This is a genomic window from Neorhizobium tunisiense, from assembly GCF_039631515.1.
In the GTDB taxonomy this organism is placed as follows: domain Bacteria; phylum Pseudomonadota; class Alphaproteobacteria; order Rhizobiales; family Rhizobiaceae; genus Neorhizobium.
On record NZ_JBDIUU010000010.1, the window covers coordinates 148,738 to 170,452 of the forward strand.

Genomic DNA, 21,715 nt, shown 5'->3' on the forward strand with positions numbered 1-21,715 from the left:
CACACATCTGCAAACCCCAATTTCCAACTTCTGCAAATCAAGGAGTGATGACATGAGCGGAGAAACGGTCGGCGGCAAGATCAAATGGTCGCGCCAGGAAGAGGTCGCGCTGACCTGGGTGCACCCGGGCCAGGAGTTCAGCCACCGGCTGGTCACCAAGAAGCTGCATGGCTCGTCGATCTCCTTTCATATCACCACCTACATGCCGCACTTCGACACGATAGTCGAAGGCGACGGGGTGCATGAAGTGATCCTCTATTGCCTGCATGGCTGGTCGAAGCAGATCGTCGAGGAAACCGGCGAGGAGCACATCTTCAAACCGGGTGATGCGATGTACCTGCCTGTGAACTACCGCTACCGCCACATCATCGGCGAAGCCGGCCTCGTGATTGCCGTCTGCGCCAATCCGTCAAAAGAGGCGGGCGACATGTAGCTCCAGCGCGGGCGGGGTCGAGTGGCCACCGTCCGTCGCACCACGCATGAGGGAAACCACCATGACCGGCATTGCACCTCGGCATTTTGCGCCGTCTTCACTCATATGGGCCGAGCTGACGCGGGCGGAACTCGCGGCCAAGCGGGATGCAGGTGCATTGGTCGTCGTGCCGACCGGCGCGATCGAGCAGCACGGCGACTTCCTTCCCGTGGAGACCGATACGTTCCTGGCGTCCGCGGTTGCAGAACTGGCGGCAAGCCGCGTGGTCGGGGTGGAGATCGTCGTGGCTCCGGCCGTGCCCGTCGGCTTTTCGCCCCATCATCTCAGTCATCCCGGCACTCTCAGCCTGAGGCTGGAAACCTATCTGGCCGTGCTCGCCGACACAGTGCGGTCAATTCTTGACACAGGTTTTCCGCGCGTCGTCTTCGTCAACGGTCACGGAGGCAACTCGGCGCCATTGCGCTCGCTCTGCGCCCAGATGGTGACCGACGGATATGCGGTCGGCATGGTCGATTATTTCGCGCCGGCCGAAAAGGATTGGCTGCCTCTCCTGAAAGGTGGATTGCCCCGAACCGGCCATGCCTGCGAACAGGAGGTGGCGCTGACGATGGCATTGACCTTTCCGGAAGCGAGGGAACGCGTCCGGCTGGCGATCGAGGGGCTTCCGGCGCGCCTGGTGCAGCCCTGGATCGCGCCAGGCCACACGGACGATCCCATAACGGCGTTCGGGGCAGGCTGGCCGCCGATCTTCCAGGCTGACGACTGTGGCTATTTCGGAGATCCCGCAGAGGCTACCGTTGAAAACGGCATCTTGATCCTCGAAGCTACGGTTAAGGGGCTGGCGGCCTATCTGGAAGCATTCGCACGTACACCATTGCGGCTTGGAATCGCTCGCGATCCCGCTTCGCCGAGGTTGGCGAGCGAAATTCCAGGTCGAAAATGAGCGGCTTCGGCCGCGCTGCGGCCCAATGATGGTCTCTCCAGAGGCTGCCATTTGGGAGCAGGTACAGGCTCAGGCATTGAAGCCAGCGTCGATGTTGAGGACCGCGCCGGTTATCGAGCCTGCGGCAGAAGGATTTGTGGCAACGGCTCGAAAGCAGGAGCGTCATGATCGCAGCTTATATCGACGAATTCATCATGTTTTGCGCCGGCCTGTGGATGACGTCCGTGGGCTTTGGCTATCTGCAGTCATCAAAAAATCTGGAAAATCGGCTGCCGGTAGTCCGTCACTTCAAGTGGATGGGTCCCTTGCTTCTCGCTATCGCGATCGTCCTCGCCGCCGCCTCATAGCGCGAGATGCGTCGTGATCTCGCCGCCTTCTGCGAGCGTCGCGAATAATCTGTCGGTGGTGGCGCGATCGTCCATGATGAGCATGTGAGCGGAGCCGCGCATCGGCTCGGCGGCTGCAATCATTTTGTCCCCCCGCTGCGAATCCTTGTTGCAATTCATTCGCAATTGCAGAATATGAATATAACGAGAGGCCATCGTGCCGCAGACGATCCCGAACTGCGACGAGACCATTTCGATCACTGACTGCAACTAAGTCCTATTCGCAAGAGGAGACGTGCATGCTCGACAAGGTACGACGGCTGGTCCTGACCGGAATGATGGGGGCGACGTTCGCCGCCGTTCTGGCAGTCATGCCGGCATCGGCTCAGGAGAAGTTCAAGGCGGTGACGACGTTCACGGTGATCGCCGACATCGCGAAAAACGTCGCCGGTGACGCCGCGGTCGTCGAATCGATTACCAAGCCCGGTGCGGAAATCCACAACTACCAGCCGACGCCTGGCGACATCCAACGGGCGCAGGGCACCGAACTCGTCTTTTGGAACGGGCTCAATCTCGAGCTCTGGTTCGAGAAGTTCTTTCAGAACCTGGAGGACGTGCCGGGCGTGGTGGTCTCGACAGGCGTCGAGCCGATGGGCATTGTCGAAGGCCCGTATCAGGGCAAGCCCAACCCGCATGCCTGGATGTCTCCCACCGCGGCGCTGATCTATGTCGATAACATCCGCGACGCCTTCGTAAAGTACGATCCGAAGAACGCCGCGACTTACAAGGCCAATGCGGAAGCTTACAAGGAGAAGATCAAGGCGACCATCGATCCTATCAAGGCCGAACTCGCCGCGGTGCCGGAAGGCAAGCGGTGGCTTGTGTCGAGCGAAGGCGCCTTCTCCTATCTCGCCCGCGATTTCGGTTTGAAGGAACTTTATCTGTGGCCGATCAATGCCGACCAGCAGGGCACGCCGCAGCAGGTCCGCAAGGTGATCGACGCCGTTCGCAAGAACCGGATCGGGGTCGTTTTCTCGGAGAGCACGATCTCGTCGAAGCCAGCCGAACAGGTGGCGCGGGAGACCGGCGCCAAATACGGCGGCGTTCTTTATGTGGACTCGCTGAGCGAGGCCGATGGTCCGGTTCCGACATATCTCGATCTGCTGAAAGTAACCTCGGATACCATCGCCAAGGGCCTGGCCTCCTCGCTCTGATCCCTGGCCGTGCGCCTATTCGCACCCGGCCGGTGGGCGGGTGCATCTATCGTTTTCAAGAGGGTTTCTCCAATGAATGCTCAACCTGGTTGGCCGATCCATGCCTCTTCCGACTCCGAGGAGGGCATCATGGTCGATGGCGCGACCGTGACCTATCGCAATGGCCATACGGCCCTGCGGGATGCGAGCTTCCGCATCCCGCAGGGCACGATTACCGCGCTGGTGGGGGTCAACGGCTCCGGCAAGTCCACGCTGTTCAAGGCGATCATGGGTTTTGTGCGCCTGGCGAAAGGCGACATCCGGGTGCTCGGCATGTCGGTCAAGGAGGCACTGCGCAAGAACCTCGTCGCCTATGTGCCGCAGTCGGAAGAGGTCGACTGGAACTTTCCCGTGCTGGTCGAGGATGTCGTCATGATGGGCCGCTACGGCCACATGGGCATGATGCGCATTCCAAAAGCTGCCGATCACGAGGCGGTGGCGACGGCGCTGGCCCGCGTCAACATGAGCGAGTTTCGCAAGCGCCAGATCGGAGAGCTGTCAGGCGGGCAGAAGAAGCGGATTTTCCTGGCCCGTGCACTGGCGCAGGATGGCCGCGTCATCATGCTCGATGAGCCGTTCACCGGCGTTGACGTCAAGACGGAGGACCAGATCATCACCCTGCTTCGCGAGTTGCGCGACGAGGGCCGCGTCATGCTGGTCTCGACGCACAATCTCGGCTCGGTGCCGGAATTCTGCGACCGGACCATCCTGATCAAGGGCACGGTGCTCGCCTACGGGCCGACTGTTGAGACCTTCACGCAGGAAAACCTGGAAAAAACCTTTGGCGGCGTGTTGCGTCATTTTGTGCTCCACGAGGCACGGAACGGAAGACCGACGTCGATCGGCCTGCTCAGCGACGATGAGCGGCCCTTGGTGCTTCGGGGCGGGAAGGCGACTAACCGCGCAGCGGACGAAGAAGACGGAGGCCGCGAATGATCGCCGTTCTTATGGAACCCTTCACCTACAACTATATGCTGAACGCCATGTGGGTCTCGGCCCTTGTCGGCGGTGTCTGCGCCTTTCTTTCCTGTTATCTGATGCTGAAAGGCTGGTCGTTGATCGGCGATGCGCTCTCGCATGCGATCGTTCCCGGCGTGGCAGGCGCCTATATGCTCGGACTTCCCTTTTCGATAGGCGCGTTTTTTTCCGGCGGGCTTGCGGCGGCCACGATGCTTTTCCTCAACCAGCGCACCAAGCTGAAGGAAGACGCCATCATCGGCCTGATCTTCTCCTCCTTCTTCGGGCTGGGGCTGTTCATGGTTTCGCTGAAACCCATGGCGGTGAACATCCAGACGATCGTGCTCGGCAACATCCTCGCCATCACGCCCGAGGACACGCTGCAACTTGCCATCATCGGCTTCGTCTCGCTGGCCGTTCTGCTCGTCAAATGGAAGGACCTGATGGTGACCTTCTTCGACGAGAGCCACGCCCGGTCGATTGGCCTCAATCCGACCGCGCTCAAGATCGTCTTCTTCACTCTTCTGTCGGCTTCGACGGTTGCCGCGCTCCAGACGGTGGGTGCCTTCCTGGTCGTCTGCATGGTGGTCACGCCCGGGGCGACCGCCTACCTCCTGACCGACCGTTTCCCGCGCCTCCTTGTTCTGGCGGTGATCATCGGATCGATCACCAGCTTTGGCGGCGCCTATGCGAGTTATTTCCTCGACGGAGCGACCGGCGGCATCATCGTGGTGCTGCAGACGGCAATCTTCCTGATCGCATTCTTCCTGGCGCCGAAACACGGGATGCTGGCGGCGCGCAGGCGGGCAGCCCAGGCACTGGAGACGGCCCCATGATCATTTTCGATACCCTTCTCCTACCCTTCCAGTTCGGCTTCATGGTCAATGCGCTGGTGATCTCGGTGCTGATGGCCGTGCCGATGGCGCTTCTATCCTGCTTCCTTGTGTTGAAGGGCTGGTCGCTGATGGGCGATGCGATCAGCCATGCCGTGTTCCCCGGCGTGGTGATCGCCTATATCGTCGGCATGCCTCTTGCGATCGGCGCTTTCGCGGCCGGCATGTTCTGCGCCATCGCTACCGGCTTCCTGAAGGAAAACAGCCGCATCAAGCAGGACACGGTGATGGGCATCGTGTTCGCCGGCATGTTCGGGCTCGGCCTCGTCCTTTATGTGAAGATCCAGTCCGACGTGCATCTCGATCATATCCTGTTCGGCGACATGCTCGGCGTCTCCTGGCGTGACATCGGCGAGGCGGCCGTCATCGCGGCGATCACGGCCGGCATTCTCGGTGTGAAATGGAAGGACTTCCTGCTGCACGCCTTCGATCCGGTGCAGGCAAAGGCCGTGGGACTGAGGGTCAATTTCCTACACTACGGTCTTCTCGCTCTCATTTCGCTGACGATCGTCGGTGCCCTGCAGGCGGTCGGCATCATTCTTTCGATTGCCATGCTGATCGCGCCAGGAGCCATCGCCTTCCTGCTGACCCGCAAGTTCAGCACCATGCTGGTCCTGTCTGTCGCCATCGCCGTGACCGGTTCGTTCGGCGGCGTCTACCTGTCCTTCTTCATCGACAGTGCCCCGGCCCCGACAATCGTGCTCCTGCTGGCGATCGGTTTCGTGCTCGCCTTCATCCACGCCACTCGCAAGGCGGCCAGTGTCGAGGCGACCGAAACGATCTAGGAGCGGGGAGGACCAGACGCCCTTCGCCCGTCATGCTGCCAGTCGGGGGATGCGTGCTCAACCAGGATAAGCTCCAACCGCTCGATACAGGCCGGGAGTTGACGCGCATCAAAGAACGCTGTGGCGGAAGGGCGCATAGACAGACCTGACTGCGCCGTGCCAAACAGGCGTCGAGACCGACATCCGCGGCTGGCCGCAACCAATGAGGGGACCGTGAAAAACCGCAGAGCGCCAGCATGGAGTGTTGTGCTCGCGTCGATCGCGGCCTACGCGCTCGTCGTGCAGATGGTGCTTGGGTCCATCCTTCTCGGCTCAGCGGTCGCGGCTCCCGTCGTCGATGATTTTGGAAACCCGCTTTGCATTACCCATGCCGGCGGTAGCGGCCAATCCGATCACAAGGACGGCTCAAAACTGCCCGAGTGCTGCACGCAGGCATGCAGCGTTCTCGCTCCGATACTCGCACCGCAATTTTCCGACAATTTTCTGAGCAACCGGCTGGAGGCCAACTCCAAACCGGTTCCGATCGAAGTGGATACAGGCCCCTTCGAACGCCCCGAGACCTCCCCCGGAAATCCTCGCGCGCCGCCCCAGGCGGCTTGATCGCAAAGCGCTCCAAGTCGGGCCGCTCTCTGTTCCGTAAACTCGCTCCGTCAAACGGCAATGACGCGGCCAAAGCCGTGCATGGCGCCCCGGGCCACCGGCCGTATCGGAGCACGGGCAGGATCGCCTTCTAAAACCATCAAACCATCCCGGACGGGCGCCTTCCCGGCTGCCCGGCACCTGAAAATCAGGCCGTCCAACGCGCGGCCAAGCATGGAGAGTCACATGTTGAAGAAAATCACCACAACCGCTGCCATCCTCATGGTCGGCAGCACCGCCGCTCTGGCGCATGTCACCCTGGAAGCAAAGGAAGCTCCTCTAGGCTCGACCTACAAGGCGGTGCTGCGCGTGCCGCACGGTTGCGAGGGCAAGCCGACGAACACCGTGCGCGTCCAGATCCCGGAAGGTTTTTACGGCGTCAAGCCGCAGCCGAAGGCCGGCTGGACGCTCGGCAAGGTCAAGGGCGCCTATGCCAAGGCCTATGACAATCACGGTTCTCCCGTCACCGAAGGAGTGAAGGAAGTGGTCTGGAGCGGCGGCAGCCTCGGTGATGACGAATATGACGAGTTCGTGCTGCGGGGCACGATTGCCGCTGATCTGAAAGCCGGCGACATGCTCTATTTCCCGGTGATCCAGGAATGCCCGGAAGGCCTCAAGGAACGCTGGATCGAAGTGCCGGCCACAGGCCAGAAGGCGTCGGACCTCGAACTCCCGGCTCCCGGCGTCAAGCTTCTTCAGAAGACCGGCAACTAAGCGATCGATCCACCCGGGAGCATGAAGGCCGATGACGCCGCTTTGCTACAAGGCACTTTCACTGACCGGCACTTTGCAGCGGTTCGTGTCTGCGATCCTGCTGTGGTCGGTCATGACGGCGGCGGCATCCGCCCATGCATCCCTCAACACGACCGAGCCGCGCGATGGCTCGGTCGTGTCCACGGCCCCGCACGTGATCGCCTTGACGTTCAGCGAGCCTGTCTCGCCGACCAGTCTCAAGCTCACGCGGCCGGACCGCAGTACAGTCACTCTCAAAAGCTTCGCCCTGAAGGACAGGGCGGTCGAGATCACGCCGCCCGGCGACCTTTCGGACGGCAGCTATCTCCTTTCCTGGCGGGTCGTTTCGCAGGACGGTCACCCGATCGGCGGCTCGCTCGTCTTCTCGATCGGACAGCCGAACGCCGACCCTCGGGGCGCTGCTGCCGATATCGACTGGCCGGTCCGCGCCGGTCTCTGGATTGGCAAGGTCGCGCTCTATGTCGGTGTCTTTTTAGGGGTAGGCGGCGCGTTTGCCATCCACTGGTTCGCGGACGGCTCCGGGAAGGGGCTGAGGCAGATTGTGGTTATCCTTGGCGCCGGCTTTACAGGTGCCTTGCTTTCGGCGGGCTTTCAGGGCCTCGACACGGTGGGCGAGCCCGTTTCGCGACTCTTCACGCCGACTGTCTGGAAGGCAGGAATGGCCACGAGTTTCGGACCGACGGTCATTTTTGCGATCGCGGCCCTGGCGCTTGCGGGGCTTGCTCTGGCCAGCGGCCGGGGCAGGGACGCGCGCTGGATATCGATATCGGCTCTCATAACCGCGGCTTTTGCCCTTTGCCTCAGCGGGCATGCGAGTGCGGCAGACCCGCAATGGCTGATGCGCCCCGCGGTTTTCCTGCATGTCGCGGCGATAGCGATCTGGGCCGGCGCATTGCTGCCGCTTCTGGCCGAGTTCAGAAGAGGCGGAGAAGCGGCCGGCGCAGCATTGCATCGCTTCTCGGTCTTCATACCATGGGCCGTCCTGGTTCTTTCCTTGGCCGGATGCGTGCTCGCCGTCATCCAGGTCCGCACTCCGGTTGGGCTGATCACGACGGCGTACGGGATCGTATTCCTCGTCAAGCTCGCGCTGCTCGTCCTTCTGTTTGCCCTGGCAGCCGTCAACCGGTGGAAACTCACCTCCGGTTCGAAAAAGGGGGAGCCTGCGGCAATCCGCCAGCTCGTTCGTTCGATCGCTGCGGAGACCGTTATCCTGCTTCTCATTTTCGCAGTGGCTGCGACGTGGCGGTTCACGCCGCCCCCACGCACCTTGATCACTGAAGTGCAGAGGACTGCCGTGGCTAAGCTGCAGACCAGCAAGGCCTTGGCCGACGTCAGGATCACGCCGGACAGGGTAGGAGAGGTCGCGATATCCGCGGTCATTGCCAAAAGCGACCGGTCGCCGCTCGATCCCCAGGAAGTGACGGTTGTCCTGTCGAACCCTGGGGCGGAGATCGAGCCGATCAGGCGCCGGGCGCTGAAAGGCAAGGACGGCTGGACGGTGCCCGATATCGTGCTTCCCGTTCCCGGGCAGTGGCGACTTCGCCTTGACGTGATCATCAGCGATTTCGAAATGACCAGAATGGAGGGCGAGGTCGAAATCGCGCCTTGACCCTGGTTGGCTTGGCGCTCCGCCCTGAGCGGAGCGGTCGTAACCAGCATCCTATCCTTCCGCCACCCGCCGCCGCACGCGGGCCAGCATCGGTCCGTATTCGAGGACAAAGAGGCCGAAAGCGGCAAGCCATGCGGCGCCGGACAGCGAATAGATAAGGCTCGCAAATTCGGGAAAGAGGCCGGCGCCTGGTCTCAGGAGGGCGCAGAGCACGATTGCTGCATAGGAAGCGACTGTTGTTCGTGATGCGGTCAGTACTCGTCCGGTATGGCCTCGGCTTGCCCTTGTCATGACGGCGAGCATCATCGTGGTCACGGTTCCGACGCTGAGGACGTGGAAAGCCGAGGTCTCATCGAAGAGGTTCACAGCTGCAAGGCCGATCGCCAGGAATGCCAGCGGCACGAAAAGGTAGGCGATATGCAGGATCGTCACCAGCATTTCCGCGGTCGTCGTCCAGCCCCGCCAGCGTGCGAGCCGAACCGCATGCATGGCTGCCGCCAGTCCTGCTAATCCGGCGACGAGCGTGCCGTCGTCCAGAATGACCCAGGCGGCCAAGGCGGCGACCCCGCACAGGATGGCAGCCGTATCGAACCGGTCATAGGCGGCGGGAAAATCCGTCCGTCCGGTCTTGTTGATCCAGTTGCGGGTGAAGCTCGGGATGATTCGTCCGCCCACAATGAGGATCATTGCGGTATAGGCCGAGAGGGCAAGCTTGATCCCCACGGATGGATGTTGCCCGCCGACTACGGCCAGATGATAGAGGAGGTTTGCGGCGGAGAGGGCGATCAGGCCGGCGACGACCTTCAGATCCTTCCATTTCCGGCCAGCGACCACTTCGCGCACGCAGATGAAGAGGAGGAGAGGCAGAAAGGCGCTGTCGGCCAGGACGGCGGCCATGGTGCCGATAAAGTCGGACAGAAGCAGCGCCAGCCGGCCGGAGACCCAGACGAGAAACAGAAAGACCAGCGGCCAGCCGGACACCGGCAGCCTGCCGGTCCAGTTGGGAACCGCGGTCAGCAGGAAACCCGCCAGCACGGCGCTTGCGTAACCGAACAGCATCTCGTGTGCATGCCAATGGACGGTGCCGTAGGAAACCGCCACGTCGATCAGTCCGGCCAAGCTTGTCATCCATAACAGCATCGCGACAAGCGCCCAGAGCGCCGCCGAGAGAAAGAAAGGCCTGAAGCCGTAAGAAAACAGGATAGGGGCGGCTGTGGAAAGTCCCCTCGGGACGCCGCCAGGTCGCTGCGCAGCCGGAATTGTCGTCATCTTTGGAACTCCTTGTTCGGCACCCTTGTAGCGGCGGCGATGACGCCCTTCATTGCGGCGTCGCAAGCAGATGCGGGAATGTTCGTTGCCGGCGCGGCAATACCGCATCTTCGATCTCGCCGCGGGTTATGCTAGGGTCGCGCCGACCCATAGCGGAGCATAGGCCGTTGAAGATCGATAAGAGCCTCGTGAGAAGTTTTCCCCTGTTCGAAAGGATGGAGGATGCCGATACGGAAGCGCTTCTTGGCCATGCCACCTCCCGTCGGGTGCCAGTCGGCGAAGCCGTCTTCGAACAGGGGGCGGTAGCGGCGCATTTCTATCTGCTCCTGCATGGAAGGCTGAAAGTCACACAGGTCACTGAAGACGGTCAGCAGATCATCGTGCGCGTCGTCCACCCGGGTGATCTCTTCGGTTTTGCCAAGGCGCTTCAGCGCACGGACTATCCCGGCACGGCGATGGCCGTTGCGGAAAGCATCGCGCTTTGCTGGCCGACGGAGCTCTGGCCCCAGTTCGTCGACCGCAATCCCCGCCTTGCGGTCACTGCGATGCAGACGATCGGGCAGCGGCTGGAAGAAGCCCATGCCCGTATCCGGGAGATGTCGACGCAGGAAGTCGAACAGCGTGTTGCCCATGCGGTTCTAAGACTGGTCAAGCACGCGGGCCGCAAGGAAGGAGACGCGGTGCGCGTCGATTTCCCGATTTCCCGGCAGGATATCGCCGAGATGACCGGCACGACGCTGCATACCGTTTCGAGGATCATGAGCGCCTGGGAGGCGAAAGGCCTGGTCGAAGGCGGGCGCCAGAAGCTGCTGGTGAAGGATGCCGAAGGCCTGCTGGCGCTCGCGGAAAGCACGAAGGGATAACGGGAGCGGGATAGGCGGACGGACGGGGCATTCTGAAACGGACGCCGGACAATCCGCTGAGATGCCTCAGATCTCCCGGGTGATCGACTCGCTCAGGTGCTCGATTTCCTCGATGATGAACAAGGCCGGATCGGCCGCAGCGCCGGCAGCGATCAACTCGTAGGCAACAAGGCGTTTGTCCTGGGTGTTTTCCACTTGCGGGACGAGCGGCGCCATATGGTGGTGACGCGTCATTCCCCACCGCCTGATCAGCGTTAGAAGCCTCATGGCATCATCATCGAAGGGTTCCACGGCGGGTCGTAGCTCAACTCCACATCGACACTCTTCACGCCGGAGACCGATGCGGCGCAGGCCTGGATGGCTTCCTTCAGAAAGGTCGAGGCGGGGCAGCCTTTTGTCGTGGTGGTCATCATTATGTGCACGTCGCCGGCCTGATCTGCCTCGATGAGGTAGATCAGGCCCATGTCCACGACGCTGCGTCCCATCTCGGGATCGATGACCATGGAGAGCTGTTGCCTGACCTGTTCGATCAGGTTGGCTTGCGCGGATGTATCAGGCATCGGCAGGCCCTTTGCCGACGCGGATCATGATGCGGTAGGCGCTGCCGTCGCGGTCGAAATTACCCACCCATTGGTGGCCCCGGCGCGTCAGTTCCGGGAACAGGAAGATAGGTTCGCGCGCCAGCACCGCGAAGATCACCTTTCCTGGGCTCAGCGCCTCCGCCTCGTTGAGAATTCGCTGCATCGGTTCCGGCGGATCGAGGTCGGAAAGGTCGAGTTGCACGGACGGTTCGGCCCAAAGCTCCGGCGAGACCGCGTTTTCGGAGAGCGCGACCGCCTCTTCCTGGCGCGGCGTAAAGCGCACCTCGAAATCTCCGCCGTCGAGTTCCGAAACGGCGTGATCGAAGCCCTTGGCATCCATGACGCGGTAGAGCGGTTGCGGCTTGAAGGGCGCCAGCAGCTTCAGTCCCTGACCAGGCTGGAGCGCGCCGACCGCCGTCATGATCGCTTCGAACGGCTCGCCGCCGTTTTTCAGAATCGGCCTGACATCGAGTTCCTTGAATTCCTGGGTCATCGTGACCTCCCGTTGAAGCTTGGCAAGATGAGCCGCCGTGCGGTGATGCCCGACGGAAGCCTGGCGGCGGCCGGAACCATGGCGAGGCGGCGGGCCTGGATAAATTCGAAGGCCAGAGCGCAGACGGCCGCGAGCTGGGCGAGCGCGGCCCCTCTGACCATCTCCGGCATGTCGAAGAATAAGCCGGCGGTCGCTGCGGCCGTGGCGGCGAAATAAAGCGAGAACCATGCGGCCGCGCGCCGCTCGTTGACGAGGTCCTGGACACGCGGGACGACTGCGCGGCCAAGAACGGGGCCGTAGAATTCCAGCCATGTCATGAATGCCACGATCTTGTAGAGCTGCCCGAGGCCGAGTCCGGTCAGCCAGCCGAAGGTGAAGAGATAGGCGATCGGCATCACCATCTCGGCCGCGTTGCCGACCACGATCGAGACGGTAAAAAGAGCAAAGCAGATGATCAGCATGGCGATCGCCAGGAGGCTCGCCACGACGTTCAGTTCAACCGCCTTCCGTTTTCGTTCGCGGACGATGCCGCGGATATCGAGCGCGTAGAGAAGGACGGCCAGGCCTGCCATGGCGAGTGCTAAGGGAAGCGTCCAGTCCGCAGGCGAACCGGCACCATCGAGGACGATGCCGCAGCCGACGGCGACGAGAGCAGCGGCCATCAGCCATCCGATCGTCCGGCTTGTTCCGCGCGTCCTTTCAGGCGACAGCAGGAACATGGTCAGGAGCCGGTAGCTGACGCCGATCGCGGTGACCGTCATCCACCCGAAAAGCCCGAGATAGGCATGCGCCGGTCCGGCCGTGAGCACGAGGCTGACAAGGTGCGGTTCATCGGTGAGGCCGGAGAGGGGAAGGGTAAACAGCATCCCGACCACGGCCGTGCCGATCAGCGGCACGCAGCCGAGCGCGACGAATTCGGCCGGCAGCGAATAGGGCCGTGCTGCCGCAAGCGTGGCCAGAACCATCCAGCAGAGACCCGCGAGGGCCAGCATCAGGAGGATGCCGCCGGCCGGCAGAGCCCATGTCCAGAACGGCAGAATATCGGCGAGGCCCAGAAATCCGCCAAGCAGCAGAAGAAGCCCGATCATGGTCAGGAGCAGCGCCGGCAGGGCGAGACGGGGAGATTGTAGCTGCCGCGAGGCGATCACCGGCACGAACTGAAGCAGCGATCCGGCGAACAGGAGACCGAGCCAGCCGATCGAGATCAGATGAACGACCGCCAGCGAGGCCGGATCGTCGATGGGAGCGGACGGATATCCGAATCCCGATATCATCAAGGCCAGCCCGGCGACCAGGCAGACCAGTGCCGTCGCGAAATAGGACATCGTCCAGGGGGAGAGGGTGGCGCCGGGCATGGCTGTCGTCTTTCAATGACCGCAGCAGCAGTCGCAGCCGGAGCCTTGCGCTCGCTGGATTTCGACGCGCCAGACATCCGGACCCTGTTCGAGATATTGCCAGTCGAACTGTTCCGGATACCGGCTCTCGATCTGGTAGTGCAGCGGCCGGGGATCATGGTCGCTGGTGACATGCATGATGCCGCCCGGGATGAGGGACGTCAGCACGCCAAAAATCTTCGGATGACGTTCGGCGGGAGCGAGCGTCCTGACATCGATGGAAGGGATCTGAATATCCGACATGGTGTGTTCCGGGCCTTTCAAGCTGGTGCAGCGGCCTGGCCGATCCCGGCCGCCTTGATGATCTAGCAGCGGCGCGATCGACGAAATTTGCGTCGGGACAAATATTTCGCAGAAAGGGGAGGCTGTCGTTGATTTTGCACAAAGAGGGGCGGGCGCCGGGAAGCTAATGCTTTGCCCAGGAAAACTGCAAAAGGAGCCCGATATGTCCGCGGCGATAATCGAGAAATACGGCGATGCGCGGCTGCCGCGCTACACGAGCTATCCGACGGCTCCCAACTTCAGCCCGGAGTTCGACGCCCTCGATTATCCCGCCTGGCTGAGGGCGCTGCCCGAAGGACAAGCCACCTCGCTCTATATTCACATCCCCTTCTGTCGGTCGATGTGCTGGTATTGCGGTTGTCACACCACGATCACCGAGCGCGACAGGCCCATTCTCGACTATATCGAGACATTGCACCGGGAGATCGAGCTTCTGGCATCCGTTCGAGCTGACAGTTTCAGCGTCGGGGAAATCCACTTCGGCGGCGGTACGCCGACCATTATCAAGCCGGAGGAATTCATCGCGCTGATGGACGCGTTCCGCAACCGTCTCGGTTTTGCGGGGGGCGTCAACGCGGCGGTCGAAATCGATCCGCGAACCTTGACCAGGGAGATGGCGAACGCGCTCGGGGAGGCGGGCGTCACCCGCGCGAGCCTCGGCGTCCAGAGCTTCGATCCGAAGGTCCAGAAGGCGATCAACCGCATTCAGAGCGTTGAGACGACGATGGAGACGGTGGAGCATCTCCGCCGCAACGGCATCAATGCAATCAACTTCGACCTGATCTACGGGCTACCGTTCCAGACGGTCGAATCCTGCGTCGAGACGGTCGAGGCGGCCGTCGCCATGCGGCCGGATCGCCTCGCGGTTTTCGGTTATGCCCATATACCGAGCTTCAAGAAGCACCAGCGGCTCATCGACGAGGCAGCACTTCCCGATGCACGCGAGCGCGCGCTTCAGGCATCCGCGATTGGAGACGCTTTGGTAGCGGCAGGTTACGTGCGGATCGGCCTTGATCATTTCGCCCTGCCCGGCGACGACCTTTCGCTTGCGCAGAGCGAAGGCCGGCTGCACCGGAATTTCCAGGGGTATACGACGGATGCCTGCGAGGCCCTGATCGGGCTCGGCGCATCCTCGATCGGCAGGTTGCCGCAGGGGTATATCCAGAACGAGGTTCCGCCCGGCCTCTATGCGACCCGGGTATCGAAAGGCGAACTGCCGGTTGCCAAGGGTTACCGCCTCACCCCGGAAGACCGCCTGCGCGGCGAAGTGATCGAAAGGTTGATGTGCGATTTTGCAGTCGATATCGCCGCCCTTGCGGCGGCGCATGGCTTCGACGCCGACACTCTGCTGCGGGGCAATGATCGGCTCGATGAGCTTGAACGAGATGGACTGATCGAGCGCCGGGGCGGGATCATCAAGGTCTCGGAGGATCACCGGTTCATCGTCAGGGCCGCAGCTTCGGCGTTCGATGCCTATCTGAACAAGAGCGGCAGGTCATTCAGTAAGGCGGCTTGAGAGCCGAAACGAAAATGGAGGTCCGGCAATCCGCCGAGCCGGACCTCCACGCGGCCGGGATCCCCTTATCCCGTCAGGCCGCGATAGATGGCGGGCAGAGCCGCCGGAAGCTTCGAAATGTCTCCGACGACCGCATAACCGTTGCGGCCGAACATCGTCGGCAGATAGGATTTCGCGTCCTTGTCCACCGTCACAGCGAAGATGTTGACGCCGAGGCGCCTCGCTTCCTGCACGGCGCGGCGGCTGTCCTCCATCGCGAAACGGCCTTCGTAGTGATCGATGTCGTTGGGCTTGCCATCCGTCAGCACCAGAAGCAGGCGCGTCCGGTTGGGGCGTTTCGCCAGGTCCGCGGTGGCGTGCCGAAGTGCTGCGCCGAGGCGGGTGTAATACCCGGGCTTCAGGCCGGCGATCCGGTCCTCGACGGCTGGTGAAAGCCACTCGTCGAAGCTTTTTACGGTCTCGACCCGCACCCAGGAGCGGCGGCGGGAAGTGAAGGTGAGGATCGAATGATCCGTGCCGCAGGCGCTCAGGCCCTGCGAGAGGACGAGAAGCGCTTCCTTCTCGACATCCAGGACCCGCCGGTTGTCGATCCAGGCATCGGTCGAGAGCGACACGTCGACCAGAATTGTGACGGCGAGATCGGGCGTGCGCGGCCGGCTTGCCACGTGGATACGGTCGGTTGCCTGCCCGCCGGCAAGCAGATCGGTCCTGCGCCGGACGACGGCGTCGAGATCGAGCTCCACGCCGTCCAGCTGCGATTTGAGCATCTCCTGGCGCGGCCGCAGGATCTCGAACTGTTTGCGCACCTTCCTGACCAAAGCCTTGGTGTCATCGGATATTGCCAGATGATCGCCGCTGGCCGATGTCGGGACGGCGAGGACCCGGCAATGGTTCTTCAGATAGGTGGCCTTCCGATAGTCCCATTCGGGATAGGTCAGTTCGGCGGCGATTTCCTGGAGGTCGACCATTTCCGGCGGAAGGTCGAGATCGAAGTGGAAACGGGAAGAGGGGCGTTCCTTCCGGCGCCCGAGAACCATTTCGTCGAGATCCTCGGCCGCCTTGCCGTCCTCCTCGGGCCTGTCGTCGGTCGGCCGGTCGACATTGACCATTTCCGTCATCGCCAGAATTTTTTCGAAGCGGTTGAGGATGAAGGGGCTCCGTTCGGAGCGCGTCTCGTCCTCCCGCTGCCGCTCAGCGCTGAACCTTCTCTTGCCGGCCGAACCCTGCGGATCGCCGAGCGGGGTTTCGGAATCCTCCGCCGAGGAACGGCTTTCCTCCTGGGGCAGGAATTCCGGCCAGAGCGGCACGTCCATCATCGGCTGGTAGCCCGGTGGGGCATGCCGCGGGAAGATCGCGCTCGGGGTATCGTCCGGCAGGCCCGCGCCTGCCCGCAACAGGCTGATGATCCTGCTTTCCAGCAGCCATTCCACCGAGGGAAGCTTGCCGCGGCTGCGCTCAGTAAGGGTTGCCTGACATAACTTTCGATAGACCGGGCGCAAGCCGGGAAATGCGGCAAGCGTTTCGTCCACGTGGGAGATTGCCATATGCAGGCGTTCGATATCCCGCGCGAGCGGATCGGTGGCGGTCGGTTGGGTCTCGGGCAATGTAGCGATTGCCGCCGTCAGCCAGATATAGAGTGCCCGGTTCAGGCCGCGGTCCGGAAAGAAGTCGATGACATCAGGCAGCATCGCCCGGGCGAAATCACGGCCGGAGCGGGCAATCCGCTCCTCACCCAACCCCACGAGCTGGCGAAGCTTCAGGCGATGTTTCGACGTGCGCTGGTGGGCCGCCACGAGCTGTACCGCATGATCGCCGCCGAACCCGCGGAAGCAGGATGCGAGGACGGATTTCATGTCGTCCAGCGTCACCGCCTGCTCGGGATAACGGGGCAGGCTTCGTGTCTGGCCGACCAAGCGATGCCAGGCCTTGCCGACGGTTTCTTCCAGCTCGAGAAAATCCAGCATCAGAGCACCTTAGGCAACCACGGCATTCGTCACTTCGATCAACGCCGCGCGCACGTCCGGATCGTCGGTCAGCGGCTCGATCATGGCCGCCCGGATCGCCTGGCGCGGGTCGAGTCCGCTTTCGATCAGCGTGGCGCAGTAGACGAGCAGGCGCGTCGAAACGCCCTCCTCAAGATCGTGTCCCTTGAGGGCGCGCAGGCGATGGGCGAGGCTTACCAGCGGCACGACGTGTCGTTCGGAAAGGCCGCTCTCGGCGGCAACGATCGCGACTTCCTGTTCCCGGGGTAGGAAGTCGAACTCGATGGCGACGAAACGCTGCTTGGTCGAAGGCTTCAATGCCTTGAGGATGTTCTGGTAGCCGGGATTGTAGGAAACGACCAGCATGAACTCCTTCGGCGCCTCCAGCACCTCGCCGGTTCTTTCGAGCGGCAGGATGCGGCGGTCGTCGGTCAGCGGGTGGATGACGACGGCGACATCCTTCCGCGCCTCGACGATTTCGTCGAGATAGCAGATGCCGCCGCCGCGCACCGACTTCGTCAGCGGTCCATCGACCCAGATGGTCTCGCCGCCCTTTAAAAGGAAGCGGCCGGTCAGATCGGCGGCGGCCAGATCGTCATGGCAGGAAACGGTTGCAAGCGGCAGTCCGAGACGCTCCGCCATATGGGAGACGAAACGGGTCTTTCCGCAACCGGTCGGACCTTTCAGGAGCAGCGGAAGCTGCCGCTTCCAGGCCGTTTCGAACAGCTCGCATTCGTTGCCGGCGGGGATGTAGTGCGGAATCGCTGCGGTCTCGGCGGGCTTTATCGGAGAAATCATGGTCATCGGAATGTCCTGATCTTGGAGGGATAGGGGAATGCGGCTCCGTCGAGGAACGGAGCCGCCTTGTATCATTCGGCCGGCTGGATGCTCGCGGTGCCGGCGGGCTGCCGTTCGCGTCCAGGCACGAACAGGGCCCAGAGGAACATCAGCGCCGAGATGAACACAAAGACGCCCGATCCGAGCCGGACCCAGTAGAAGATCGCCAGCTGGTCCTGGACATCCATGTAGCCCTGGCCGAGCACACGCTGCAGGTGGACCTGAAGGACACCGGCGAAGGTCAGCGCGAAGGTCATGACCGACATCGCCGTGCACATGATCCAGAAGCTGACCATCGACAGCCACTGGTTATAGGGGCTGCGGCCGCGCAGCTCCGGCACGGCATAGGCCATGACGGCGAGGTTCAGCATCACGTAGGCGCCGAAGAAGGCGAGGTGGCCATGGGCCGCGGTGACCTGAGTGCCGTGGGTATAATAGTTGACCGACGACAGCGTGTGCAGGAAACCCCAGACGCCGGCGCCGAAGAAGGCCATGACCGAGCAGCCGATCGACCAGAGGAGTGCGGCCCGGTTCGGATGCTTGCGGCCTGCCTTCCAGGTCATCACGAAGGTAAAGATGACCATGGTGAAGAAGGGCGCGACTTCCAGCGTCGAGAAGAGCGAGCCGATCCACTGCCAGTAGCCGGGAGCGCCGATCCAGTAGAAATGATGGCCGGTGCCGAGAATGCCGGAGAAGAGGGCAAGGCCGACGATCACATAGAGCCATTTTTCGACCACTTCGCGGTCGATACCGTTGAGCTTGATCATCAGGAAGGCGAGGACCGAGGCCATGATCAGTTCCCAGACGCCTTCCACCCACAGATGCACGACATACCACCAGTACATCTTGTCGAGGGCGAGATTGGCCGGGTTGTAGAAGGCGAACAGGAAGAAAATCGCCACGCCCCACAGGCCGAAGATCAGGATGTTGGTGACGACGGTCTTGCGGCCCTTGAGCACGGTCAGCGTCACGTTGAACAGGAACATCAGCGCGACGACGACGATGCCGACCTTGATGACGAACGGCTGTTCCAGAAACTCGCGGCCTTCATGGATCTTGAACATATATCCAACCACGGCGATCGTCGCCGCGACGAGGAAGATCCAGAACTGGGCGATCGCCAGTTTCGGGCTGAAAAGCTCGGTCTCCGCCTCTTCGGGCAGGAGATAGTAGGTAGAGCCCATGAAGCCGATGAGTAGCCAGACGATAAGCGCGTTGGTGTGGATCATCCTCACGATGTTGAAGGGCAGCAGTTCCGAAAGCGTGTTCGGCAGGACGTAGATCGTGCCGGCGAGAACGCCGAACAGGACCTGGGCGATGAACAGGCCGAGCGCGCCGTAAAAATACAGCATGGCGACCTTCTGGGTTTGATATTTCATGTGTTTTTCCCTTCCCGTGAGATCAGCCGGCATCGTTCGGCGGCCAGTTCTGGGTCTTTATCCTGCTCGTCCATTCGAGGAAGTCAGCCAGGTCGTCGAGTTCCTGTTCCGTCAGGTTGAACTGCGGCATCTGCCGCCTGCCTTCGATGCCGCTCGGTTGCGCGGCCATCCAGGCCTTCAGGGTGGCGCGGGCGGTCTCCGGATCGGCATCGCCGCCCCAGCGCTTCCACACATTGCCCAATTCGGGCGCGAAATAGGCGCCTTCGCCGAGCAGCGTATGGCAGTTGATACAGGAGTTCTTTTCCCAGACGTGTTTGCCGCGCGCGACGGAATCCGTGAGCGTGGTCTCGTCCGTGGACGTGGTTCGCATGTAGTAGTGACTATGGGCGGTCAGCCCGAGAAAGATTACGAAGAAGAACGCGGAGCCGCCGTAAAAGACGTTACGTGCCCCGGTCTTTGTGAGGCGTTCTGCCATCCTCATGTCCCCTTTGTGCGGATGCCTTGCGGGTTGCAGCGGGAGCCCGTTCGCATGAAAGCGACCGGACCCGTGGAGCTTCTATGAGCGGATTCCGGGAGGCGTTCTTTGCGATTCACCAAACAAAAAAGCGTTGCCCTCGGAGCGCGCTGTTTTTCAAGGGTAAGGATCTGCTTTCCGATGGCGGCATGGGGCAGCCCGCCTGGAGTTGGCAGGCTTCGGAAAGAAAGCCGCAGATGGGACCCGAACTAGAGAACCGCCGTCAGCACGACCTTGCCAAGCGACAGGACGGAGAAGACGACGGGCCAGACCATCAGCGCGCGGGCCAGATTGGGCCGCATTCCCCGCAGGCCCATGAAGTCGAGCACGATGAGCCTTATCTTCGCAATGGCCATGACGAGGATGGCCGCGAGTGCGACCGCCGGGATCACCTCATGTTTCCATTGGGCGGCGATCAGCGCACCGACGATGCCGAGCATCATGATCCAATTGCCGCTGCCGAAGAGTCTTGAGTGGTCCATCTGGATGTCCTTCGTTCTAGCTCAGGTAGATCAGGGGGAACATCACCAGCCAGACGATGTCGATGACGTGCCAGATGGTCGTCAGGATGACGATCGTCGAACGGTCGAGCCGGATTGCCGCCAGCACGAAGAGGCAGGCCACGAAGGCGACATGGGCGAGGTGAAAACCGGTGATGAGAAAGTAGAGTTCGAAAAAGATCTGCAGGTTCTCGTCACCTGCCGCCGCCCATTCGGAACTGTATTCGGCGAATTTGAGAGCGACGAAGAGGAAACCCAAACATGCCGCGCCGAGCAGGAAGAGGCGCTGCAGGCGAGGCTTCCCCTGAGAGCTGACCGCCAGCGCCGCCAGCCAGCTGCTCGCCAGCAGCACGACGGTGTTGAGCCCGGCCAGCCGCGGCGCAAGATGCAGCCTTGCGAGCGCAAAGCTTTCCGGATGCAGCAGGGACATGACGACATAGCCGGTCAGCAGGATGCCGAAAGCCGCAAGCTCGCCCCAGACGAGGATCCAGAGAAGAAGGTCGCCGCCTTCGTCGCTTTCTTCGGTCGTCGTGATTGCCGCCATTCCAAAACCTCCGGTCTTCTTCCGCAGCGGAAGATGGAGGCAATACAAACCCGGCTCTTTGTCATATCGCAAAGAAACGGCAGATGGAGCGATTAGGATGACGGCAAACCAAGGATTTGCCATGTCTGATGCACAAGTCGGCCTTCTGATGGCCGCCCCGATCATTGTCATATTCGCCGTCGCCCTGAAACGGATGGGCGTCCTGCAGGGTTACAGTTCGTTCGCCGCGGTCGTCTTTTCCGTCGCCATCGCGGGCATCCTCTTCTGGCAACAGTAGCCCATGCCATGGCGCAGTTTCTGTTGGCTTTCGTCGCCTTCATCGCCCTGCATTCCATCCCGGCAGTGCCGAAGATCCGCGGAACGCTGATCGGGTGGATGGGGCATGGGAGCTATATTGCCGCCTATTCCGTCGTCTCCACGGCGGCTCTCGCCTGGCTTATCCTGTCGGCACTGAGCCTCGATTACGTGGAAATCTGGCAACCCGCGTCATGGCAGGCCTGGCCTACCTTCGTGCTCTCGCCGATCGGGCTCTTCCTGGTGCTGGCCGGCCTGTTCAGCCGCAATCCCTTCTCGATCTCGTTCCGCAAGGGAGGCGAGCCGGATGCGATCGTGTCGATCACGCGCCATCCGGTCCTCTGGGGTTTTCTCTGCTGGTCGGTGGGTCACATTCCTCCAAACGGAGATCTGCGTTCGCTGCTTCTGTTCGGGGGCTTTGCCCTCTTTTCCGCTGGTGGCTTGTTCATGCTGGAAAAGCGGGCGCGTCGAGCGCTGGGGCCGGCCTGGCCGTTGGCCTCTTCGCGGACGTCTGTCATCCCATTCGCAGCGGCGATCAATTGTAAGGTCAGAATTACGATAGATATGCCGATGGCCGCCGCCATGCTTTGCACGGTGGCGTCACTGGTCTGGCTTCTCGGCGGAGGGCATGCTGCATTGGTGGGTGCGGCCCCGCTTCTTTTCCTTGGTGTTTGAT

General features: G+C 62.0%; 26 protein-coding genes and 1 pseudogene. 14 read left to right on the forward strand and 13 right to left on the reverse strand.

Going from position 1 to position 21,715, the window contains the following annotated elements; genetic code table 11:
• Positions 1-52 precede the first annotated feature (52 nt).
• The 3 genes from ABCW43_RS25420 (at position 53) to ABCW43_RS25430 (ending at position 1,723) form a co-directional block, all read left to right on the forward strand.
• On the forward strand, positions 53-433 hold the full coding sequence (locus ABCW43_RS25420; RefSeq protein ID WP_345929646.1) for a cupin domain-containing protein: 381 nt from the start codon (positions 53-55) through the stop codon (positions 431-433).
• A gap of 61 nt (positions 434-494) precedes the next feature.
• The gene (locus ABCW43_RS25425; protein WP_345929648.1) at positions 495-1,376 is read left to right on the forward strand and encodes a creatininase family protein; all 882 of its coding nucleotides are present in this window, start codon (positions 495-497) and stop codon (positions 1,374-1,376) included.
• A 164-nt stretch (positions 1,377-1,540) separates the two neighbouring features.
• Positions 1,541-1,723, forward strand: coding sequence for a hypothetical protein (locus tag ABCW43_RS25430; RefSeq protein ID WP_210008035.1), 183 nt, complete (start codon positions 1,541-1,543; stop codon positions 1,721-1,723).
• Here ABCW43_RS25430 and ABCW43_RS25435 read toward each other — a convergent pair.
• Positions 1,721-1,834 (reverse strand): annotated as a pseudogene (locus ABCW43_RS25435) (VOC family protein); the annotation flags it as partial. The gene ABCW43_RS25430 and the pseudogene ABCW43_RS25435 overlap by 3 nt on opposite strands.
• 167 nt (positions 1,835-2,001) lie before the next feature.
• Here ABCW43_RS25435 and ABCW43_RS25440 point away from each other — a divergent pair.
• From ABCW43_RS25440 to ABCW43_RS25470, 7 genes are all read left to right on the forward strand, one after another.
• Positions 2,002-2,916: a metal ABC transporter substrate-binding protein gene (locus tag ABCW43_RS25440; RefSeq protein ID WP_345929651.1), complete on the forward strand. Its 915-nt coding sequence runs from the start codon at positions 2,002-2,004 to the stop codon at positions 2,914-2,916.
• 72 nt (positions 2,917-2,988) lie between these two features.
• Complete coding sequence (locus tag ABCW43_RS25445) at positions 2,989-3,891, forward strand: manganese/iron ABC transporter ATP-binding protein (RefSeq protein WP_445739002.1); 903 nt, start codon at positions 2,989-2,991, stop codon at positions 3,889-3,891.
• Positions 3,888-4,748, forward strand: coding sequence for a metal ABC transporter permease (locus ABCW43_RS25450; protein ID WP_345929654.1), 861 nt, complete (start codon positions 3,888-3,890; stop codon positions 4,746-4,748). The genes ABCW43_RS25445 and ABCW43_RS25450 overlap by 4 nt, the downstream gene beginning before the upstream one ends.
• Positions 4,745-5,590: a metal ABC transporter permease gene (locus tag ABCW43_RS25455; RefSeq protein WP_345929656.1), complete on the forward strand. Its 846-nt coding sequence runs from the start codon at positions 4,745-4,747 to the stop codon at positions 5,588-5,590. Before ABCW43_RS25450 ends, ABCW43_RS25455 begins: the two co-directional genes overlap by 4 nt.
• Positions 5,591-5,803: 213 nt before the next feature.
• Entirely contained in the window at positions 5,804-6,190 is a 387-nt protein-coding gene (locus ABCW43_RS25460) for a hypothetical protein (protein ID WP_345929658.1), read from the forward strand.
• A gap of 225 nt (positions 6,191-6,415) precedes the next feature.
• Positions 6,416-6,943, forward strand: a complete 528-nt coding sequence (locus ABCW43_RS25465; RefSeq protein WP_345929659.1) for a YcnI family copper-binding membrane protein — start codon at positions 6,416-6,418, stop codon at positions 6,941-6,943.
• 31 nt (positions 6,944-6,974) lie between these two features.
• On the forward strand, positions 6,975-8,591 hold the full coding sequence (locus tag ABCW43_RS25470) for a copper resistance CopC/CopD family protein (protein ID WP_345929661.1): 1,617 nt from the start codon (positions 6,975-6,977) through the stop codon (positions 8,589-8,591).
• Positions 8,592-8,642: 51 nt separating this feature from the next.
• Here the strand turns inward: ABCW43_RS25470 and ABCW43_RS25475 are convergent, their stop codons facing one another.
• Positions 8,643-9,860: an NnrS family protein gene (locus tag ABCW43_RS25475; protein ID WP_345929663.1), complete on the reverse strand. Its 1,218-nt coding sequence runs from the start codon at positions 9,858-9,860 to the stop codon at positions 8,643-8,645.
• Between the two features lie 167 nt (positions 9,861-10,027).
• On the opposite strand from ABCW43_RS25475, the gene ABCW43_RS25480 reads away from it, so the two are divergent.
• Positions 10,028-10,723: a Crp/Fnr family transcriptional regulator gene (locus ABCW43_RS25480; protein ID WP_345929665.1), complete on the forward strand. Its 696-nt coding sequence runs from the start codon at positions 10,028-10,030 to the stop codon at positions 10,721-10,723.
• Between the two features lie 66 nt (positions 10,724-10,789).
• Here the strand turns inward: ABCW43_RS25480 and ABCW43_RS25485 are convergent, their stop codons facing one another.
• Genes ABCW43_RS25485 through ABCW43_RS25505 form a run of 5 tightly spaced genes read right to left on the reverse strand, consistent with a single transcriptional unit; the run spans position 10,790 to position 13,434 of the window.
• Positions 10,790-10,957: a hypothetical protein gene (locus ABCW43_RS25485; protein WP_345929667.1), complete on the reverse strand. Its 168-nt coding sequence runs from the start codon at positions 10,955-10,957 to the stop codon at positions 10,790-10,792.
• A 29-nt stretch (positions 10,958-10,986) separates the two neighbouring features.
• Positions 10,987-11,283 carry a metal-sulfur cluster assembly factor gene (locus ABCW43_RS25490; RefSeq protein ID WP_345929669.1) on the reverse strand — a complete coding sequence of 99 codons (297 nt, stop codon included), beginning with the start codon at positions 11,281-11,283 and terminating at the stop codon, positions 10,987-10,989.
• Positions 11,276-11,797 (reverse strand): DUF2249 domain-containing protein, encoded by a 522-nt coding sequence (locus tag ABCW43_RS25495; RefSeq protein WP_345929671.1) that lies wholly within the window; start codon positions 11,795-11,797, stop codon positions 11,276-11,278. Before ABCW43_RS25495 ends, ABCW43_RS25490 begins: the two co-directional genes overlap by 8 nt.
• On the reverse strand, positions 11,794-13,152 hold the full coding sequence (locus ABCW43_RS25500) for a hypothetical protein (RefSeq protein ID WP_345929673.1): 1,359 nt from the start codon (positions 13,150-13,152) through the stop codon (positions 11,794-11,796). Before ABCW43_RS25500 ends, ABCW43_RS25495 begins: the two co-directional genes overlap by 4 nt.
• Positions 13,153-13,164: 12 nt before the next feature.
• Entirely contained in the window at positions 13,165-13,434 is a 270-nt protein-coding gene (locus ABCW43_RS25505; RefSeq protein WP_113131024.1) for a DUF2249 domain-containing protein, read from the reverse strand.
• A gap of 202 nt (positions 13,435-13,636) precedes the next feature.
• On the opposite strand from ABCW43_RS25505, the gene hemN reads away from it, so the two are divergent.
• On the forward strand, positions 13,637-14,989 hold the full coding sequence (gene hemN, locus ABCW43_RS25510) for an oxygen-independent coproporphyrinogen III oxidase (protein WP_345929676.1): 1,353 nt from the start codon (positions 13,637-13,639) through the stop codon (positions 14,987-14,989).
• A gap of 65 nt (positions 14,990-15,054) precedes the next feature.
• Here the strand turns inward: hemN and ABCW43_RS25515 are convergent, their stop codons facing one another.
• The 6 genes from ABCW43_RS25515 to ABCW43_RS25540 form a co-directional block, all read right to left on the reverse strand.
• Positions 15,055-16,953: a nitric oxide reductase activation protein NorD gene (locus ABCW43_RS25515; RefSeq protein ID WP_345929678.1), complete on the reverse strand. Its 1,899-nt coding sequence runs from the start codon at positions 16,951-16,953 to the stop codon at positions 15,055-15,057.
• Positions 16,954-16,962: 9 nt separating this feature from the next.
• Positions 16,963-17,769 carry a CbbQ/NirQ/NorQ/GpvN family protein gene (locus ABCW43_RS25520; RefSeq protein WP_345929880.1) on the reverse strand — a complete coding sequence of 269 codons (807 nt, stop codon included), beginning with the start codon at positions 17,767-17,769 and terminating at the stop codon, positions 16,963-16,965.
• Positions 17,770-17,840: 71 nt separating this feature from the next.
• On the reverse strand, positions 17,841-19,187 hold the full coding sequence (locus ABCW43_RS25525; protein WP_345929680.1) for a cbb3-type cytochrome c oxidase subunit I: 1,347 nt from the start codon (positions 19,185-19,187) through the stop codon (positions 17,841-17,843).
• Positions 19,188-19,209: 22 nt separating this feature from the next.
• Positions 19,210-19,662, reverse strand: a complete 453-nt coding sequence (locus ABCW43_RS25530) for a c-type cytochrome (protein ID WP_345929682.1) — start codon at positions 19,660-19,662, stop codon at positions 19,210-19,212.
• A gap of 248 nt (positions 19,663-19,910) precedes the next feature.
• Positions 19,911-20,183, reverse strand: a complete 273-nt coding sequence (locus tag ABCW43_RS25535) for a cytochrome C oxidase subunit IV family protein (RefSeq protein ID WP_345929684.1) — start codon at positions 20,181-20,183, stop codon at positions 19,911-19,913.
• 16 nt (positions 20,184-20,199) lie between these two features.
• Positions 20,200-20,745 (reverse strand): cytochrome c oxidase subunit 3 family protein, encoded by a 546-nt coding sequence (locus ABCW43_RS25540; protein ID WP_345929686.1) that lies wholly within the window; start codon positions 20,743-20,745, stop codon positions 20,200-20,202.
• A gap of 121 nt (positions 20,746-20,866) precedes the next feature.
• Between ABCW43_RS25540 and ABCW43_RS25545 the strand changes: the two genes are divergently transcribed.
• Both ABCW43_RS25545 and ABCW43_RS25550 read left to right on the forward strand, forming a co-directional pair.
• Complete coding sequence (locus ABCW43_RS25545; RefSeq protein WP_345929688.1) at positions 20,867-21,022, forward strand: hypothetical protein; 156 nt, start codon at positions 20,867-20,869, stop codon at positions 21,020-21,022.
• A gap of 8 nt (positions 21,023-21,030) precedes the next feature.
• On the forward strand, positions 21,031-21,714 hold the full coding sequence (locus tag ABCW43_RS25550) for an NnrU family protein (protein ID WP_345929690.1): 684 nt from the start codon (positions 21,031-21,033) through the stop codon (positions 21,712-21,714).
• Position 21,715 lies beyond the last annotated feature (1 nt).

Coding starts and splice junctions, on each gene's coding strand:
- ABCW43_RS25485 (WP_345929667.1), bottom strand. CDS start 10,957: ATGACGCGTCACCACCATATGGCGCCGCTCGTCCCGCAAGTGGAAAAC.
- ABCW43_RS25550 (WP_345929690.1), top strand. CDS start 21,031: ATGGCGCAGTTTCTGTTGGCTTTCGTCGCCTTCATCGCCCTGCATTCC.
- ABCW43_RS25520 (WP_345929880.1), bottom strand. CDS start 17,769: ATGATTTCTCCGATAAAGCCCGCCGAGACCGCAGCGATTCCGCACTAC.
- hemN (WP_345929676.1), top strand. CDS start 13,637: ATGTCCGCGGCGATAATCGAGAAATACGGCGATGCGCGGCTGCCGCGC.
- ABCW43_RS25450 (WP_345929654.1), top strand. CDS start 3,888: ATGATCGCCGTTCTTATGGAACCCTTCACCTACAACTATATGCTGAAC.
- ABCW43_RS25475 (WP_345929663.1), bottom strand. CDS start 9,860: ATGACGACAATTCCGGCTGCGCAGCGACCTGGCGGCGTCCCGAGGGGA.
- ABCW43_RS25505 (WP_113131024.1), bottom strand. CDS start 13,434: ATGTCGGATATTCAGATCCCTTCCATCGATGTCAGGACGCTCGCTCCC.
- ABCW43_RS25490 (WP_345929669.1), bottom strand. CDS start 11,283: ATGCCTGATACATCCGCGCAAGCCAACCTGATCGAACAGGTCAGGCAA.
- ABCW43_RS25465 (WP_345929659.1), top strand. CDS start 6,416: ATGTTGAAGAAAATCACCACAACCGCTGCCATCCTCATGGTCGGCAGC.
- ABCW43_RS25495 (WP_345929671.1), bottom strand. CDS start 11,797: ATGACCCAGGAATTCAAGGAACTCGATGTCAGGCCGATTCTGAAAAAC.
- ABCW43_RS25540 (WP_345929686.1), bottom strand. CDS start 20,745: ATGGCGGCAATCACGACGACCGAAGAAAGCGACGAAGGCGGCGACCTT.
- ABCW43_RS25440 (WP_345929651.1), top strand. CDS start 2,002: ATGCTCGACAAGGTACGACGGCTGGTCCTGACCGGAATGATGGGGGCG.
- ABCW43_RS25470 (WP_345929661.1), top strand. CDS start 6,975: ATGACGCCGCTTTGCTACAAGGCACTTTCACTGACCGGCACTTTGCAG.
- ABCW43_RS25445 (WP_445739002.1), top strand. CDS start 2,989: ATGAATGCTCAACCTGGTTGGCCGATCCATGCCTCTTCCGACTCCGAG.
- ABCW43_RS25545 (WP_345929688.1), top strand. CDS start 20,867: ATGTCTGATGCACAAGTCGGCCTTCTGATGGCCGCCCCGATCATTGTC.
- ABCW43_RS25420 (WP_345929646.1), top strand. CDS start 53: ATGAGCGGAGAAACGGTCGGCGGCAAGATCAAATGGTCGCGCCAGGAA.
- ABCW43_RS25430 (WP_210008035.1), top strand. CDS start 1,541: ATGATCGCAGCTTATATCGACGAATTCATCATGTTTTGCGCCGGCCTG.
- ABCW43_RS25425 (WP_345929648.1), top strand. CDS start 495: ATGACCGGCATTGCACCTCGGCATTTTGCGCCGTCTTCACTCATATGG.
- ABCW43_RS25525 (WP_345929680.1), bottom strand. CDS start 19,187: ATGAAATATCAAACCCAGAAGGTCGCCATGCTGTATTTTTACGGCGCG.
- ABCW43_RS25455 (WP_345929656.1), top strand. CDS start 4,745: ATGATCATTTTCGATACCCTTCTCCTACCCTTCCAGTTCGGCTTCATG.
- ABCW43_RS25500 (WP_345929673.1), bottom strand. CDS start 13,152: ATGCCCGGCGCCACCCTCTCCCCCTGGACGATGTCCTATTTCGCGACG.
- ABCW43_RS25530 (WP_345929682.1), bottom strand. CDS start 19,662: ATGGCAGAACGCCTCACAAAGACCGGGGCACGTAACGTCTTTTACGGC.
- ABCW43_RS25535 (WP_345929684.1), bottom strand. CDS start 20,183: ATGGACCACTCAAGACTCTTCGGCAGCGGCAATTGGATCATGATGCTC.
- ABCW43_RS25515 (WP_345929678.1), bottom strand. CDS start 16,953: ATGCTGGATTTTCTCGAGCTGGAAGAAACCGTCGGCAAGGCCTGGCAT.